At 51.1% G+C, this 16,483-nt stretch carries 14 protein-coding genes; 12 read left to right on the forward strand and 2 right to left on the reverse strand.

The features are described from left to right. Positions 1 to 77: 77 nt before the first annotated feature. The 7 genes from DEF47_RS17490 (at position 78) to DEF47_RS17520 (ending at position 8,652) form a co-directional block, all read left to right on the forward strand. On the forward strand, positions 78 to 1,628 hold the full coding sequence (locus DEF47_RS17490) for an acyl-CoA carboxylase subunit beta (RefSeq protein WP_012188499.1): 1,551 nt from the start codon (positions 78 to 80) through the stop codon (positions 1,626 to 1,628). 362 nt (positions 1,629 to 1,990) lie between these two features. Further along, on the forward strand, positions 1,991 to 2,386 hold the full coding sequence (locus tag DEF47_RS17495) for a hypothetical protein (RefSeq protein WP_124033424.1): 396 nt from the start codon (positions 1,991 to 1,993) through the stop codon (positions 2,384 to 2,386). A gap of 100 nt (positions 2,387 to 2,486) precedes the next feature. Next, positions 2,487 to 2,996: an RNA polymerase sigma factor gene (locus tag DEF47_RS17500; protein ID WP_012188497.1), complete on the forward strand. Its 510-nt coding sequence runs from the start codon at positions 2,487 to 2,489 to the stop codon at positions 2,994 to 2,996. Continuing rightward, positions 2,959 to 4,038: a LysM peptidoglycan-binding domain-containing protein gene (locus DEF47_RS17505; RefSeq protein ID WP_012188496.1), complete on the forward strand. Its 1,080-nt coding sequence runs from the start codon at positions 2,959 to 2,961 to the stop codon at positions 4,036 to 4,038. Before DEF47_RS17500 ends, DEF47_RS17505 begins: the two co-directional genes overlap by 38 nt. Before the next feature lie 10 nt (positions 4,039 to 4,048). Then, a complete protein-coding gene (locus DEF47_RS17510; RefSeq protein ID WP_012188495.1) occupies positions 4,049 to 5,842 on the forward strand; it encodes a CHASE2 domain-containing protein in 1,794 nt (597 codons plus the stop codon). Between the two features lie 6 nt (positions 5,843 to 5,848). After that, on the forward strand, positions 5,849 to 6,685 hold the full coding sequence (gene amaP, locus DEF47_RS17515; RefSeq protein ID WP_012188494.1) for an alkaline shock response membrane anchor protein AmaP: 837 nt from the start codon (positions 5,849 to 5,851) through the stop codon (positions 6,683 to 6,685). A 206-nt stretch (positions 6,686 to 6,891) separates the two neighbouring features. Further along, on the forward strand, positions 6,892 to 8,652 hold the full coding sequence (locus tag DEF47_RS17520) for a DUF11 domain-containing protein (RefSeq protein WP_012188493.1): 1,761 nt from the start codon (positions 6,892 to 6,894) through the stop codon (positions 8,650 to 8,652). A gap of 84 nt (positions 8,653 to 8,736) precedes the next feature. On the opposite strand, the gene DEF47_RS17525 is transcribed toward DEF47_RS17520, so the two are convergent. Beyond that, positions 8,737 to 10,341, reverse strand: coding sequence for an ATP-binding protein (locus tag DEF47_RS17525; protein WP_012188492.1), 1,605 nt, complete (start codon positions 10,339 to 10,341; stop codon positions 8,737 to 8,739). Between the two features lie 125 nt (positions 10,342 to 10,466). Between DEF47_RS17525 and DEF47_RS17530 the strand changes: the two genes are divergently transcribed. Beyond that, positions 10,467 to 10,934, forward strand: a complete 468-nt coding sequence (locus DEF47_RS17530; RefSeq protein ID WP_012188491.1) for an Hsp20/alpha crystallin family protein — start codon at positions 10,467 to 10,469, stop codon at positions 10,932 to 10,934. A gap of 50 nt (positions 10,935 to 10,984) precedes the next feature. Here the strand turns inward: DEF47_RS17530 and DEF47_RS17535 are convergent, their stop codons facing one another. Continuing rightward, the gene (locus DEF47_RS17535; protein ID WP_012188490.1) at positions 10,985 to 13,957 is read right to left on the reverse strand and encodes a Kelch repeat-containing protein; all 2,973 of its coding nucleotides are present in this window, start codon (positions 13,955 to 13,957) and stop codon (positions 10,985 to 10,987) included. 460 nt (positions 13,958 to 14,417) lie between these two features. On the opposite strand from DEF47_RS17535, the gene DEF47_RS17540 reads away from it, so the two are divergent. The 4 genes from DEF47_RS17540 to DEF47_RS17555 all read left to right on the forward strand — a co-directional run bounded on the left by DEF47_RS17540 (position 14,418) and on the right by DEF47_RS17555 (position 16,429). After that, a complete protein-coding gene (locus tag DEF47_RS17540; RefSeq protein WP_012188489.1) occupies positions 14,418 to 14,756 on the forward strand; it encodes a hypothetical protein in 339 nt (112 codons plus the stop codon). Positions 14,757 to 14,777: 21 nt separating this feature from the next. Continuing rightward, positions 14,778 to 15,143, forward strand: coding sequence for a roadblock/LC7 domain-containing protein (locus DEF47_RS17545; protein ID WP_012188488.1), 366 nt, complete (start codon positions 14,778 to 14,780; stop codon positions 15,141 to 15,143). A 137-nt stretch (positions 15,144 to 15,280) separates the two neighbouring features. Then, positions 15,281 to 15,775: a roadblock/LC7 domain-containing protein gene (locus DEF47_RS17550; RefSeq protein WP_012188487.1), complete on the forward strand. Its 495-nt coding sequence runs from the start codon at positions 15,281 to 15,283 to the stop codon at positions 15,773 to 15,775. A gap of 78 nt (positions 15,776 to 15,853) precedes the next feature. Next, positions 15,854 to 16,429 (forward strand): GTP-binding protein, encoded by a 576-nt coding sequence (locus tag DEF47_RS17555; protein ID WP_012188486.1) that lies wholly within the window; start codon positions 15,854 to 15,856, stop codon positions 16,427 to 16,429. Positions 16,430 to 16,483 lie beyond the last annotated feature (54 nt).

The raw sequence follows: 16,483 nt of genomic DNA on the forward strand, positions 1-16,483 counted from the left end.
ATTCCGCCCTAGCCGTAGTAATTTCCGCTGGCACTCTTGCCTGCTACGGCTAGCGCTATTCTGTGGGAGATATGTCAATGACGACAACAGCAGAAAAAATCGCTGAGTTGCGGCGACGGCGTGAACAAGCAGCAACCACCGATCCCAAGGCCGCCGAAAAGCAACATGCCCGTGGCAAATTGACCGCGCGTGAGCGGATCGAACGCTTGCTTGACCCCGATTCGTTTGTCGAACTCGATGCCTTGGCCGTTCACCGCTCAACCGCTTTTGGCTTAGAGCACAAACGGATTCTTGGCGACGGCGTGATCACGGGCCATGGCACGATTGATGGTCGCCAAGTTTGTGTGTTTTCGCAAGATTTCACCGTGCTTGGTGGTTCGTTGGGTGAAGTATTCGCCGAAAAAATCGTCAAAGTGATGGATTTGGCGATGCGCATGGGCGTGCCGCTGATTGGCATCAACGATAGCGGCGGCGCACGCATTCAAGAGGGCGTGGTCGCGCTAGGTGGTTACGCCGAAATTTTCTATCGCAACGTTGTGGCTTCGGGCGTAATTCCCCAGCTTTCGATTATCGCCGGACCATGTGCTGGCGGTGCGGTCTACTCACCTGCCATGACCGACTTCATTCTGATGGTCAAGGGCACATCGCAAATGTTCATCACCGGACCAGATGTGATTAAAACCGTGACTGGCGAGGAAGTGACCCAAGAACAATTGGGCGGTGCGATGACCCACAACAGCAAATCGGGCGTGGCGCATTTTGCTGCCGATGATGAGGATGAATGTTTCGAGCAATTGCGCACGCTACTTTCGTTCCTGCCGCTGAATAATATGGATGATGCACCGATCATCGAGCCAACCGACGATCCCAACCGCATGGATGATGCCTTGCAAAGCATTATTCCCGATCAGCCTAAAAAACCCTACGATATGAAAGCCGTGATCGAATTGATCGTTGATGATGGCTTTTTCTTCGAAGTTCAGCCGCATTATGCGCCCAACTTGGTAATTGGTTTTGCGCGGCTTGATGGCATGCCCGTGGGTATTGTGGGCAATCAGCCTGCCGCCTTGGCCGGAACCTTGGATATTGATTCATCGGTTAAGGGTGCACGCTTTGTGCGCTTCTGCGATGCCTTCAATATTCCGTTGATCACCTTTGTTGATGTCCCAGGCTTCTTGCCGGGCACGCATCAGGAGTATGGTGGCATTATTCGCCACGGCGCAAAACTGCTGTATGCCTATTGTGAAGCGACTGTACCAAAACTGACCGTGATCACGCGCAAGGCCTATGGTGGAGCCTACGATGTGATGGCCTCGAAGCATATTCGCGCTGATTTCAACTTTGCATGGCCTACCGCCGAAATCGCCGTGATGGGGGCAAGCGGCGCAGTATCGATCATCTTCCGCAAAGAAATTGCTGAATCGACCGATCCTGTGGCAACCAACGCTGAGTTGATTCACAATTACGAAGAGCGGTTTGCCAATCCCTATATTGCTGCCGAACGCGGCTATATCGATTCGGTGATCGAGCCACGCGAAACCCGCCCAGCCTTAATCAAAGCGCTGCATTTATCGCGTACCAAACGCCAAAGCCTGCCACCACGCAAACATGGCAATATGCCGTTGTAATCGAGGGGTCAGGGGCTAGGGATCAGGGGTCAGAGTTTTTTGACTATTGGCTATTGGCTCTAGGCTTTTGGGATTGGGATCAGTAAATTGACCACGAAGAGCACGAAGGACACGAAGATCATGCTTCGCGTCCTTTGTGCTTTTAATGTTTAGCCACAGAATTTACAGATTTATCTCAGGATGATTGATCGTTATTCATCCTTCATCCCTCATCCTTCATCCTTCCCAAGTTTACCCCTTGTTGGTGAGTGCTAAAATACTGATTAATCACCAGTGCGAGCCTATTGCCGAAGGAGCATGGCATGTTGGATAATTGGTTGGGGCGCGATAAAGCATCGCCGCAAGCGCCCAAGGAGGAACCCATGAGTAGTAATGATGCGTCACGCCCAACGCCCCCACCACGCCAACCAGACGATGGCTTAATTCGCCGCCCACGCCCCAACGACCGCGATAATGCCTTTAATTTGGCGCTCGAAGATTTGCGCCGCCAAGTGCAGTTGCTCTACGAGAGCATTGGGGCACTGGCCGAACACTACAATGAAACTGGTGGCGATCCCCGCCGCGCCCGCGATTGCCGCGATTGTAGCCATTTTCGGGTTGGCTTACATGTGCCATGTGTGATGGGCGTTGATCCGCATACCGCCCCATATTTGGCGGTACGCTGCCCTAAATTTGAGGAAACCAGCGAAAATCGCAAGCTAATCAATCGCGATGAAGCTGGCTTTAATGCTGCGGTGCGGCGTGCTCGCGAAGGCTAGTTAGCAATCCCGTAATGTCATTCTTCTACGATCACGTCAGCACAAATGCGCGACGTGATTCTTTTTGTTCAGTTTGTGCGAAAGTGATGGGTATCAGCCAATGGCTCAACCAGCAAACGATTCAGCAATCATCGCCTTATTACAACGTGGCGATCAACAAACGTGGCGCATGCTGGCCGAACAGTGGTCAGGCGAGCTTTACAACTTGGCTTGGGGTGCAGTGTATCAGGCTGATCTCGCCCAAAACATTGTTAACAAGGTTTGGGCCACCGCAATTCGCACCATCCACAGTGTTGATCAACGGCTAGGTCTGCGTTTATGGCTCTACACCATCAGCTGCCATGTGATTCTTGATCATTGGCGCGATTATGGCCATACGCCGCAAACTGCTAGCCTGATTAGCGAGCTACAACATTTGCCCGAAGCCATGCACTTGGCACTGTTGCTCCAGCTGCGCCACAATGAATCGGTTGCGATGATTGCTGAAATTCTTGGTCGCACCCAACGCGCCACTGAACAACTATTACAGCAAGGCCAGCAACGGCTCAAGCTTGCTGGGGCAGAGGAATTTTATGGCATCAACCAAGCAGCAGCTGCAGCAGGCGATTAATCAGGCCTTGCCTGAACAACAGCTTAGCTATAGTCAACAACAGGTCATCAATCAAGCGCTTGAACAACAGCTGGAGCAAGTTCGCCAGCTTCAGCCAACCCGTGATCGGCGCAAAGCCCCTAAAACCAAACGCCGAATTTGGCAATGGCAATGGAGTCGGGCGCAAATTTTTGCATTAATTGTGGCAACTGCTCTTTTATTTTTTGTTACCTACGCCACCTTAGCCACATCGGCTCCTAGCGTGCCCCATAATGCCAGTGTGCAAATTTTCGATGGCACAGCCGTGATCAACAACCTTCGTACTGGCGCTGAACGCCGCTTAAACGCTGGCGATGTAACCATTTTAGAGCCAGGCGATACAATTCAAACTGAAACCGGTCGGGCATTAATTACTTATTTCGATGGCCAAACTACTACCTTGCAAGCCAACGCTCGCCTAACCCTTGAAACCATGGATAGCCAAAATGGCGGCCAACAAATTCGGCTTAAAGTTTGGTTTGGCCGCACGCTCAATGGAGTCAAACGGTTGCTTGGGCCAAATGATCAGTTCGAAGTTGAAACGCCATCCTCAGCAGCTTCAGTCCGTGGCACAGAGTTCACTGTCGAATCGCGCAATAATACTACCACCTTTTATGCCACCGACAAGGGCAATGTGCAAGTGGCGATGGATGGTCAAACGGTGTTTGTGCGGGCTGGCGAACAATTATTGGCCGAGCAATCCAAACCATTGGTGGTTCAGCCCCAAATCTCGCCAACCAATACCCCAACCAACACGCCAACACCAACGGCGACGGCCACGCCAACCAATACCCCAACCAACACGCCAACGCCAACGGCGACGACCACGGCCACGCCAACTGCAACGCCAAGCGCAACGCCAACGGCCACACCACAGCTTTACATTACCCAAGCTGGCGATACAATCAATGGCATCGCCCAACGCTTTGGAATCACCCCTGATGCTTTGGTCAACGCCAACCCGATCATTCGTGATCGTGATGAGATTCCGATTGGTTTAACTTTGATTATTCCGCAGCCATAGGAGCAGTTTGGTGCTACGTTCGCAACAAATTCGCCGTGGAATCTGGTTTAGTGCAACCGGGCTGGCATGTTTGCTAGCCCTCTTGCTGAGCGATAGCTGGGGCTGGCGCAGACAACTCGATCGCTCAGCTGCCGATCTATTGGTACGCCAACTTGCCAGCTATAGCCCGCAACCAGCGATTATTATCGTCGCCATCGACGATCAAGCGCTCAGCAACGAGACAGGCTTTGGGCGGCTGACCGAGTGGGATCGTAGCATCTATGCGCGGTTGTTGGACAAGCTGCACGCTGCACGGGTGATCGTCTTTGATATGCTATTTACCGGGGCCAATCCGGCTGGAGATCAAGCGTTTACCCAAGCGCTCGAACCCTTAGAGCACCCAATTTTGGCAGTTTCGCGCGATAACCAGACCAACCAGATTATTGAGCCAGCGTCGCAATTGGTCACTGGCAGAGTGGTTTTGGCCCATAGCGATATCATTGCCGACTCCGATGGGGTGGTGCGGCGCATTCAAACTCATTATGATCAAACTGCGCTCTATCCGGCGATTGCGCTAGCCAGTGCTCAAGCATGGTGGCATCTCCCAGCAGGTTTGCAGATTGAACCCACGGCCACAACCCTCACTAATGGTGTGGTAATTCCGGTCAATAATTCTAGCTTTATGTTAAATTATGCTGGGTCCAACCACACCTATCCGCAAGTGAGTTTGCTGGCAGTGCTCAACGGCGAGGTTGATCCAGCCCTATTCAATGATAAAATCGTGCTGATTGGCTCGACTGCTGCGGCACTTGGCGACCGCTACACCACCCCCACCAGTGCATTAATGGATGGAGTTGAAATTCATGCCAATGCGATTGGCACAATTTTAAACGCCAATGCGCTGCGTGAACAAAGCTCTAGCAGTCGGCGATTCATTACGCTTGGTTTAGTGCTAGCCCTCACATTAATCGCCATGATTCGGCGGCCATGGCTGCTATTTAGTGGCATGGTGATAGGGGCAAGCGTGATGGTGATTAGCGCAGTCAGTGCCTTGCAACAGCAATTGCTGCGCATCGACTTGGCAAGCCCATTGTTGGCAATTGGCTTAACTGGCTTGGTGATGCTGTTAGTGCAAAACAATCTTCAACGCCAAGATCACACCCAAGTGCTCGAACTTTTTGCCAAACGCACCCCGCCCAGCGTGCTCAGCGAGCTATTAAAGGCTGCCGAGCGTGGTCAATTGCAGCTTGGCGGCGAGCGCCGCGAAGTCAGCATTGTTTTTATGGATATGCGCGGCTTTACCAATTTATCCGAGCGCTTGCCACCAGAAGCTATGATGCAAATTATCAATACCTACCTGAATCTGATTGCCAAGGCATTAATTGGCCATGGTGGCACGCTCAACCAATACGCAGGCGATCAAGCTATGGCAATTTTCAACGCGCCAGTCGCCCAGCCCGACCATGCGCAACGAGCCATTCGTGGTGCAGTGGCAGCATTAGAGGCAATTGTGGCCTTTAATCGTTCAGCTGCGGCCCAAGCCTTGCCCGCACAAGCCTCGTTTGGCGCTGGGATCAACACCGGCATTGGCGTGGTGGGCAATGTTGGGGCCCACGAGCGCTACGACTATAGCGTGATTGGCGATGTAACCAATGTAGCAGCCCGTTTATGTGGCGCGGCTCCGGCCAACACAATTTATCTTGGCCCCGACACACTTGCCGAAGATTTGGGCGATTTACAAAGCCTGATTCAGCCGATGGGTGCATTGGCGCTCAAGGGCAAGGAAGCCTCGCTGGAAATTGCCGCGATTGTAGTAGCCGAGTAAGCGCACATGCAAGGATTTAACCGTTTAGCGATGACAATAATTGCCTTAGCCTTAGCCGTCTTGGCAATCACGATTGCTCTCCTGCCGCTGCAAAGCTTTGATTTGGCCTTGCGTTCGCTCCAATATTTGCGTGCTCAAGCGTTAATTTATAGTACAACCACGCGGATTGTGGCAGGCATTGGGGGCTTGTTGCTGCTTGGGTTGGCGTTGGCCCAGATGTTTATTCGCCAAAGTCAATATGTACCCGTGCGCAATACTGGCTCAGGTTATGCCCAACTCGATTTGCAAACCATTCAGCGGGCTGTTGATCAAGCACTTGGGCAGGCTCTCGATGTACGCAGCGGCAAAGCCCAAGTTCAAGGTTATGGCGAGGGTGTGGCAATTTACACTGAGCTTGAATTGCACCCAACCGCGCATTTAAATGATACCTTGGCCTATCTGCACCAAAGCATTCGTGAAGAAGTTGAAGAGCGTTTGGGCGTGGCAATCTTGACGCTCAAAAGTAAGGTCAAAACTCAGCCTTACCCCAATGCCCCTCACAGCCAACCCAACGAAGCTGGCTCGGCTCCCGAACTCGACCCACGCCAACCAGCGTGGGATCTACGTGAGTTGCGCCGTCGTCTAGAACGAGGCATTTTGAATCAGCCCAACGTGGTTGATCTCGAAGTAGTATTGGGCTATCACCCTGATGGGGCAAGTGTGTTTGTGCAATTATTTCTCGAAAAAACTGCGCCTGTCCCAAGCACAATAGCCAATGTCGAGCGCTTAATTCACACCATTGTGGCAGATGATTTCCGTCTAAGCGTCTACGAACTGCGGGTGACCAGTCAAATTATTGAGTAACTATCTAGGCATAGTGGCTTTAGTGGGAATTTAGTCCTATAATTACGCCTCAAGTTGCCTCTCGTGGGGGATGGCAAAAGGACTATTGATTGCATACAATACGCTAGACTTATTACGGCCTTTACTCAACCATACCTATTATTTTTCAAATGTCGTTAATGTGGTCATAGCACATTTCGTTCTTTTTCACCCGCCAAGGAGTTTTTATGGGTCGGCAGCACTTTCGCTATCAACGCCTCGCACTACTCAGCCTTGTGGCTTTGCTGGGAGTGTTAGTCACACCAACCAAAGCCGTCGAAATCCCGCCAACAGGCGCATCGGTGTACCTCCAAACCAATGGGCCTACCAATACCTTGAATAACGGTGATTGGTACACCAATAGTCTGGCAGGTGCAGGTAATGGTTATCATTACTTTACGGTTGATATTCCATGTGCTTGGCCGAGCACTGAGCCAGTCCATATCGATATCTTTAGCCCTGAAATGAATAGTAATGCCCCCCTCAGCGACGAGATTCGTGGTGGGGTGTACGATAATACGCAATTTGAGTTCTATGCTGCTGGCACGCCGATTGTTGTTCCAGCAACGCCTGGCCCAGGTGCGGCTGGTAGTTTGATTCAACAAACCTTTGTGCCTGCTGGCACGCCTGAGGCATGGTTGCGCTTCTACACAATTGCCGCACCTGTCACTTGTGGTACGTATGTTTTGCGTTCAGCCACTTCCGGCAACGACGAAAATGGTTGGCGCTTGCGGGTTGGCCGCGATAACGACGCTGATCCCAATAACGCGCCACCAGCCAACACCGATAATTTCGATGGTGTAGCTGGTACTGGCGATGAAATTACCCTTGGGATGCGTCAGGCTTCGTTCCAACACGACGCTGGTGCAGCAGATGTTGTCGCCACATGTTTAACCTTGTATGAATATGTTACTCCTGGTCAGCCCAGCGTTAGCTTTAATAATTTTGATATCGATAATGTCCGTCGGGTGCGTTATTATGCGCCTGGTGATGCGAGCTACACGCCTATGGGCAATAGCGGTGGCATCGTGGGCAGCCTTAGCAACGACCAAATTTGGAATGGCACTGGCGCAACCTTAGCCACCCGCGTCGGCGATACGATCAATAACCCAGTTTCAGGCTGGTGGCGGATCGTAACCTGTACCAGCAATCACAATCAGTTTATTCAAGAAGGCCAAACTGGCACACCAGCCTACTACGAACAGCCACCAACGCCAGTCATGGCCTTGAGCAAAACCGATGGCGTTACCTTGGTCTTACCAGGCGATACGCTGAATTACACCATCGCCTTTACCAATACTTCCAACAGCACGGCCACGCCAGGTAGTGCAACCAACGTTACCTTAACCGACAATTTACCACCCGACACGACCTTTGTCAGTTGTGCGATTAATCTGCCATTCACTGGTACATGTAATCATGCTGCTGGTGTGGTGACCTTCAATATTACCCAAATAGTTCGCCCAGGCGAAGTTGGCACACTCAACGTTCAGGTAACCGTCAACGATCCGATCACCACGGTTCCGGTGGTCAACAATGTTACCTTGACCTTCAACGATACCTTGAACAATGTGTTCCAACCATTGAACGCCAGCGATAGCGATTTGGTCAATCCAACTGCGGTAACTGTGGTTGGCTTCACGGCCTTGGTACGGGTCGATGATATTCAAGTGCGCTGGAGCACTAGCCAAGAATTGGAAACCCAAGGCTTCCATATCTATCGGAGCACCAGTGATGACCCAGCGACCGCCGTCCAAGTGACTGAGAACTTGATTCCAGCCTTGGGTGCGCAAACCAACTATCAATGGCTTGACACCAACGCTGAGCCAAATGTGCATTATTACTATTGGTTGGTTGAAGTCGATGCCAACAATAATTTGAGCATGATCGGCCCAACCGATGCACAAATCGAGCGCTACAGCATTTTCACTCCCTTCGTTATACGCTAAACTCGCTCCCAGCTAAAATAAGCAAGGCCGCGTCGAGTGACGCGGCCTTTGCATTTTAGATCACATTGATCAAGATTAATTTAACTATTCCCCATTGGCCAAAATCATGCTTGGCTCAACATCTGGCAAGCTGGGCGGGGCAATTGGCAATGTCCAATAGAAGCGCGAGCCTTTTCCCACCGTGCTATCGGCCCACATGCGGCCACCATGAGCCTCAATAATCGATTTCGTCAGATACAAACCCAAGCCAGCACCTTGAGTTTCACGTGCCAAGCGATTATCAACCCGATAAAATGGCGTAAACAATTTGGGTAGTTCCTCTTGGGCGATGCCAATGCCTTCGTCAGTTACATAACTGAGCACATGACCATTCTCCGGCCAACCACCCAAGCGAATCACGCCACCTTCTGGCGAATATTTGATCGCATTTGAAATCAAATTGGAGAGCACCATGCGAATCCGCTCTTGATCGGCATAGACATGCGGCAGTTTTGGCTCGAAACGCAGTTGAAATTCAAAGCGCTGATCAACCGTCGCGGCAAAGGCGGCCACCACATCAGCTGCCAACTCACTGAGATCAAAGGGCGCTGGGTGCAACCGCAAGCCACCCGCCTGCATGCGCGAAACTTCCAGCAAATCGCCAATCAAGCGGGCCAAGCGATCAGCTTCCTCTTCGATGCCAGTTAACATTTCGGCTTTAGTAGCTTTATTGAGCTTTACATCGGTGCGACTAAGCGTGCTGGCATAGCCTTTAATAATCGCAACTGGGGTTTTTAATTCATGCGACATCACCGAAATAAAGGTTGATTGTTGCTGCTCATCGCGTTTTTGCTTGGTAATATCGCGAATATTGGCAATTGCCCCACCAAAACGGCCAGTTGGTTCGCGCACCACACTATACGATGAGCCAACATAAATCTCGTGACCATCACGATGGGTCACCCAACCCTCAACCGAAGGATGATCATTGTCAGGGAAGAGTTGCAACGGACAGGCAGTTAAGCAAATATTGACTCCTTGCTGATTGTGAATTGCCAACACTTCGGCGCATGGTCGCCCCAAAGCCTCTTCACGCGACCAACCAGTCAAGCGCTCCATGGCCGCGTTGAAGCGGGTGATTCGCCAACGGGTGTCGAGCATCATCATGCCATCGGCGCTTGATTCAATAATGGCATCGAGCCGCCCACGTTCAGCAATTGCTTCGGCGTAGAGTTGCGAATTGTTGACCGCAATCGCCGCAAAATCGACAAATGCGCTGAGCAATTGACGATCATCAGCAGTAAAACCCACGTTGAGTGCCGCCCGCAACACCAACATCATGCCCAATTGCTGATCGCCAGTAACCATTGGCAACGCCACAACTTGGCGTAATGGCACATTCAACGCATTCGCCAGCCTGCTTAATTCATTCGACATGTGGCTTGATTGTGGGCCTTCACTTTCCAACACATGCAAAATTTCATCGAAGGCCGACCACAAACTAGGCGTAAGCCCATAGGCGGCGCGAATTTCGAGCCGCTGATTGGGATTGTACAAGGCGATCAAGCCATAATTACCCGCCAACAACTCGACTGCTTGGGCGATCACCAGATTGAGCAACGGCTCAGCATCAAGCTGGGCAGCCATTGCCCGCATCAAACGCAATAAATAATCACGTTGGCGTAATCGCAGATCCTGAGGCTCTAACATGGCTCTAACGCTCCATAGATGTTGTTCTAACACTGCCAGAGTATTATACAAACAGTTACGAAATTGATTGATGCAGACGACATCGACAGCAAAAACAAAATCTTTATTGCAAGGAGAATACCACAATGGCAACTATCAATCGTTGGTCACCAGTTGAAGAAGCTCTTAGCTTGCGCGATGCAATGAGCCGTTTGTTCGAAGAAAGCTTTGTTGCGCCATCGGCTGCAATGCGCAGCGGTTTGAGTGTTGATATGAACGTTTTGGAAAATGCCAACAGCTATATCGTTGAAGCTGCCGTGCCTGGTCTCAAAGCTGAAGATCTTGATATTACATTACAAGAAAATGTATTAACGATCAGCGGTGAAGTTCGCAGCGAAAAATTAAGCGAAGGCACCACCGCCCATCGCACCGAACGTCGCTATGGCCGTTTCAGCCGTTCGATCAACTTGCCAATGTTGGTCAAGGGCGACCAAATTAGCGCCACCTTGGAACATGGCATTCTACGACTCGACGTTCCCAAGGCCGAAGAAGTCAAGCCACGCAAAATTAGCGTGCATGTTGGTCCAGCCAAAGAACTCGAAGTTAATAAATAAGCCTTGAAAAACAAAAGCCCTGTGCGGAGTTACCGCACAGGGCTTTTTGCTTATTTAGAAGCCCAAGGTAGATAGACTTGATGTGTTTCGCTGGTCGGGACTGTCGCGGTTGGCGTTTCACTTGGCGTAATCGTGCCTACTGTGACAGTTGCGGTCGGAGTTTGCGTCTCAGTTACCGTTGGCACAGCCGTGGTTGGCAATGCTGTTGTCGGCACTGCTGTTGTCGGCACAGCCGTGGTTGTATTGGTTGCCGTCACCGTAATCGTCGGAGTCGGCGTGTTGGTCGCTGGCTCGGTGGTTGACGGTTCAGGCGTATTGGTTGAAGTCGGAGTATCGGTTGCCGTTGGCGGAACCGTCGTGGCGGTTGGCGTATTAGTTGGAACCTCGGTCGCCGTAGCGGTATCGGTCGCCGTTGGCGGCACGGTGGTTGGTGTGTTGGTTGGTGTATTGGTTGCCGTCGCGGTATTGGTCGCGGTCGGATTGCTCACCGTCGCGGTTGGTGCAGTCGTCGGAATTGGGGTTAATTGGGCATCGCTTGGCACAAAATTAACATCAGTCGTCAGATACAAGCGATCAACACGGAAACCATCCTCACGCATCCACAAATTCAGCGTGTATACTCCAGCACTTGGAATAGTGATAGTTGAAGGCACACCATCGGTTGTATCGCGGAACCAACGCCAAGCGCTGAAAATTGGCAAGGTCATCTTATCCGATGAGCTTGATTGCTGACCATTCAGGCCAAGGTGCACCGAATTATCGCCGCCACTATCGGCCCAGCCACGCAGCCACACATAATAGGTACCAGGCGTGGTGAACTTCACGCGATAATCCAGTTGTGGAGCCATCGTGGTGTAATTGGTATCCGAAAGGGTGCCAGTATTGGGCAAGACCGCCAAGTAGTTGTTGCCGCTGAAGCCAGGCCGATCAACATCATTGCGAGTTTGCCACGACCACTGACCACGCGCGGTATTGCCGTGGACTTGCTCGGAATCGAAGCCAACTTGACCATTGCTTTCAAGGTGGGCATTTTCGTCGGCAGCAATCCCTGGATTATAAATTTCGGTGATGTTGGTTTGGCTAAAGCCCGAAACCGTGCCACCCCCAGCAATATAAATTCGTCCGCCGTTAATCACAGGGAAGATGCCATGGCGGGCGGTCGGCATAGGCGAACCAGTGCGCCAGCGGTTAAGAATTGGGTTATAAATATCAACCCGATCATACACATTGCCAGTGACCGCGCCTGCACCATCAAGCGTTTCACCGCCAAAAATATAGAACTCGCCGTCATAATAAACCGCTTTGCCCATCCCACCACGGGCTTGCGGCAACGGCGCAATCGTTGTATCGGTCATGCTTGAGCGCCATGAATTAGCAACAGGATCGTAAATTTGGACAGTATCAAAGCCATTGGCAACATTATTGCCATCGCCACTACCTGGCCCACGCCCACCAAAGACATACAATTTGCTACCATCAGTCGCCGAAGCAGCGTGATTGCGCCCGCGCGGCATGGCGGCAACTTCAGTCCAAGTATTCGCGACTGGATCATAGCGGGCTACACGGGTGGTTGTACTGCCATTGATAATCCCGCCAGCAACATAGGCATAGCCATTGATCACGGCTGAGGAGCTAGCCCCAGCGGCAAACGGCATATCCGCGCCCATGGCCCAGGTGTTGGACACAGGATCATAGATTTGGACTTTGCCATCACTGTTATTATCGAGGCCACCAAATAAGTAGAATTTACCGTTTATTACTTCGGCGGCATGGTGATTGCCACGCAAGGCCCGTTGAGCCAAAGTGGTGGTTGAGCTATAGCTGCCAGTCGTCAAGTTGTAGCGCAAGGTTGCAGCATTGCCTTGACCAACCACATACATTTTATTGCCGATAATCCCACTGGCAACCTCGCCCAAGGGTACGGGCATGGTGCCGTTAGATTCCCATGAATCGGGCAAATTGCCAATCCAAGTGGTATCCGTTTGGCCATAACCGCCGCCAGTCGTCACCACAAGTTTGTTATTCCAAACATCGGCAACTGGGGTTTTACGATAGGCTGGCAACGAAACCAACTTCATCCAAACATCGCTTTTGGGGTCGTACATCAGCACATCAGCCGAAGCAAGGCCGCTGGTACCACCATTGATCGAGCCACCAATCACCAATAAACGGCCACGATAGCCAAAGGTTGATGAAGAAGTATGGCCTTTGGGAATGGGCATATCGGCAACCCGCGTCCACGTATTGGTTGCGGGATCATAGCGATCAACCTCGGCCTGATTGGCCGATTCTTCGGCTTTGCCATGCTGGCCACCAACGGCGTAAATTTTGCCATCGACCACCCCAGCAGCAGTATGGTTACGTGGGTTGGGCATGGCAGCGCGTGAAACCCAAGTTGGGTTAGCGAGGCTTAAATCGAGCATATAATGATCGCCGAAGTCAGTATCATCAAACACACCAGCGGTACGCACAGCCCCACCGAAGAAATAAATTTTACGATTAACAATCGCTGCACCAGCGCCACCGCGAGCAACGGGCAAGTCGATACCACGCGTCCATGTATTAGTAACTGTATTCAACTTCCACACATGGTTGGTGCTACCACCTGGGTTATTGCCCAAATACCCGCCGAGCACATAGATATTGGTGCCATCGGCAACAACTGGGGCATGGCTAATCGCCTCGGGAATACTGGCGATCCGTTGCCACGTATTACTGGCCAAATCATAAACATCGACCAAATCGGTAGCATTAATTTGGGTACAACAACTAATAAAGCCACCAATTACATACAACTTGCCATTGACAAAGACCCCTTGCGATTCAAAACGTGGTTGCGGCACGGTTGCGCCATCTTGCCAACTAAACATCGTCGTTGTGGCACTAGTGGCAACAGCCTGTGGTTGAGCAGTTTGAGCTTGGGCCTGCGACTGCACCAACAACCCCGTAATGATCAAGGTCAGCAGCAGCAACCCGCTCAGCAAGCGGGGCAACAAATCCCTTGAACGAGCGAAAAAGACCATAAAAACGCATCCTCCGCGAAGTTTAACAACGACAAAAGCTAGTAGAATAAAAAAGGACAAAGAGGCTAAACACAATAAATGTCAGGCAAGATCCTCCATGATCGAGCCTGATCATCTCATGGCAGCGATAATACCACGCTTTGTCCATGATCCCCATAGTACTTTGGGCGCAGTTCAGCATGACTTCGTGCGTTAATGTGCTCAACTAATGGTTAATGATGGGGGAGATCTTAATTAAAAAGTGTCAAGACTTACGCTGGGTGAGAGGGCTAAAATAGCGCGTTAGATTGATTACAAGCTGGCCTATGCCCCAAAAGTCCTAGGTATTACTATTTACAAACTCCTCTAGACACCCTGTCTATCCTATGCTAAGATGAGCCACCACAATTCGTCCAAAGCACAACGTTGGGTCTGTACCATGAAGAGGAGCGCTCCATCGGCAATCCAAAGGAGCAATGGCATGCAATTTGATCGAGCGGGTAAACGTGCCAGCAAACTGATCAATGATTATCAACTCACCGACGAGGAGATACACCAAATTATCGCCTCGGCGCGGATCAACCTTGCCACCTTCGACCCTGAATACAAAACCAACGTCACGCAACTTGCTCACGAGCTGAGCAAAAGTCGGCCAACGATTTATGGCTGGGCGGATCGTGCGATAGTTGCCACAATTGATTCGCTGCGCAATATCCGAACGGGGCGACCGCCGAAAGAAGCCCGCAGCCGCCTCAAACGGTTGCGAGCGCGACCAACGGCACGATTACGGCGACGATCCTCGGATTCTTCATTCTCGTAGTTCGAAGGAGAGCACACCTCCATGAGCAAGACACTGCGTGATGTGCTAAATCAATTTCGCACGCTGGAAAACGTAGAACTCGCTGCGGTTGCAGGAACCGATGGTCTTTTAATTGAAAGCTCAGCGCGTTCTGGGGTTGATGTTGACGCGATCTGCGCGGTAGCATCGAATGGCTTGGCCATGGCTGAGGCGCTCGGTCGGGAAATCAACAAAGGTGGCTCGGTGCAAACTGTGCTCGAATACGATCAAGGCTTGATCCTACTCGAACCAGTCAGCAGCGATGCTATGCTGGTCGTGCTAACCAGTTCACGCGAACTGTTAGGCAAGTTACGCTATATGGCTCAAGCCCATCGTGCCAACTTAGATGCAGCCTTGGCCGCGATCTAAGCAGCTTAGCAGGCTATTTTTGGCAAAATCGTCAAGAAAGCATGTTATATTGGAACGTCCTGTGCTATAATGAGCCGTAATCGCTCGTCTTTGCTTGGAAAATACTTCGCACTCCAGACCATGGATAGGTGGCACGTATGGACCCACAACTAGCTAGTTTAATTGTTCCGCCAGAGGAAGTCGCCCATATTGACGAATGTTTAACGCGCCTTGTGGAAGATACTGGCGGTAACTATGCGTTGCTGCTCGACAAAAGTGGCCAGGTTATTGCCGCTTCGGGTGATGGCAATCGCCAAGATACCACGGCCTTGGGCGCGTTGATCGCCGGATCGTTCGCCTCATCTCAACAGATCGCGAAACTGTTGCGTGAAAAGGATTTCCGCATGCTCTTGCAACAAGGCGTGCGCGAAAATCTCTTTATCGCCTTGATCGATGACCAATGGATTTTGACCATTATTTTCAATAAGGGTACGCACATTGGGCTGGTGAAGGTCTTGACCAAAAAGGCGACCGAAGAACTCGCCTCCGTCTTGGAGCGCGTGCGGAAACAACACAAATCGCGAGATGAAGTGTTGGGGAGCAATTTCCGTACTTCCATGGAAGATACGATTGATTTGCTTTTCCGCGACTAGGCTGGCATATACCCTTCCTAGTCGGTTGCTGTCTGGGGTTTTTTAGCATACGCTTCAGACTATGTTTTGAGAGGACCTATGGCGATTATCAACGTAGGGGTTCGCGAAATTCACTGTAAAATTGTCTATTATGGCCCCGGTATGTGTGGCAAAACGACTAATTTGCAGTATATTCACAGCCAAGTACCCCGCGAAGCAAAAGGCGATCTATTGTCGATTGCAACCGAGACCGAACGCACGCTCTTTTTTGACTTTCTACCGCTCGACCTTGGTAAGGTGCGCGGTTTCTCAACCCGTTTCCATTTGTACACGGTTCCTGGCCAAATTTTGTACGAACGCACCCGCGTCGCCGTGCTGAATGGGGCCGATGGGGTGGTTTTCGTCGCCGACTCGCAACGTGATAAGCTCCAAGAAGATATCAAAAGTTTGCAAGAGTTAGCGCGTAATATCACTCGCCAAAACAAGAAGTTCAGCGAATTCCCCATCGTGTTGCAATATAATAAACGTGATATGCCCGGCGCATTGCCAACTCCAGTCATGGATAAATATTTGAATCCTTTAGGCTGGCAACGCTATGAGGCCGTCGCAACCACTGGCGTAGGTGTATTCGATACACTCAAAGCCATTAGCAAACTCGTGATTAGCAAACTCTAAACCATGTCTCAACTGGCAGCCTCGCCTGCCAGTTATTGTCCGTAGGGTCACCGT

The sequence above is a fragment of the Herpetosiphon sp. genome, assembly GCF_003512625.1.
In the GTDB taxonomy this organism is placed as follows: domain Bacteria; phylum Chloroflexota; class Chloroflexia; order Chloroflexales; family Herpetosiphonaceae; genus Herpetosiphon; species Herpetosiphon aurantiacus.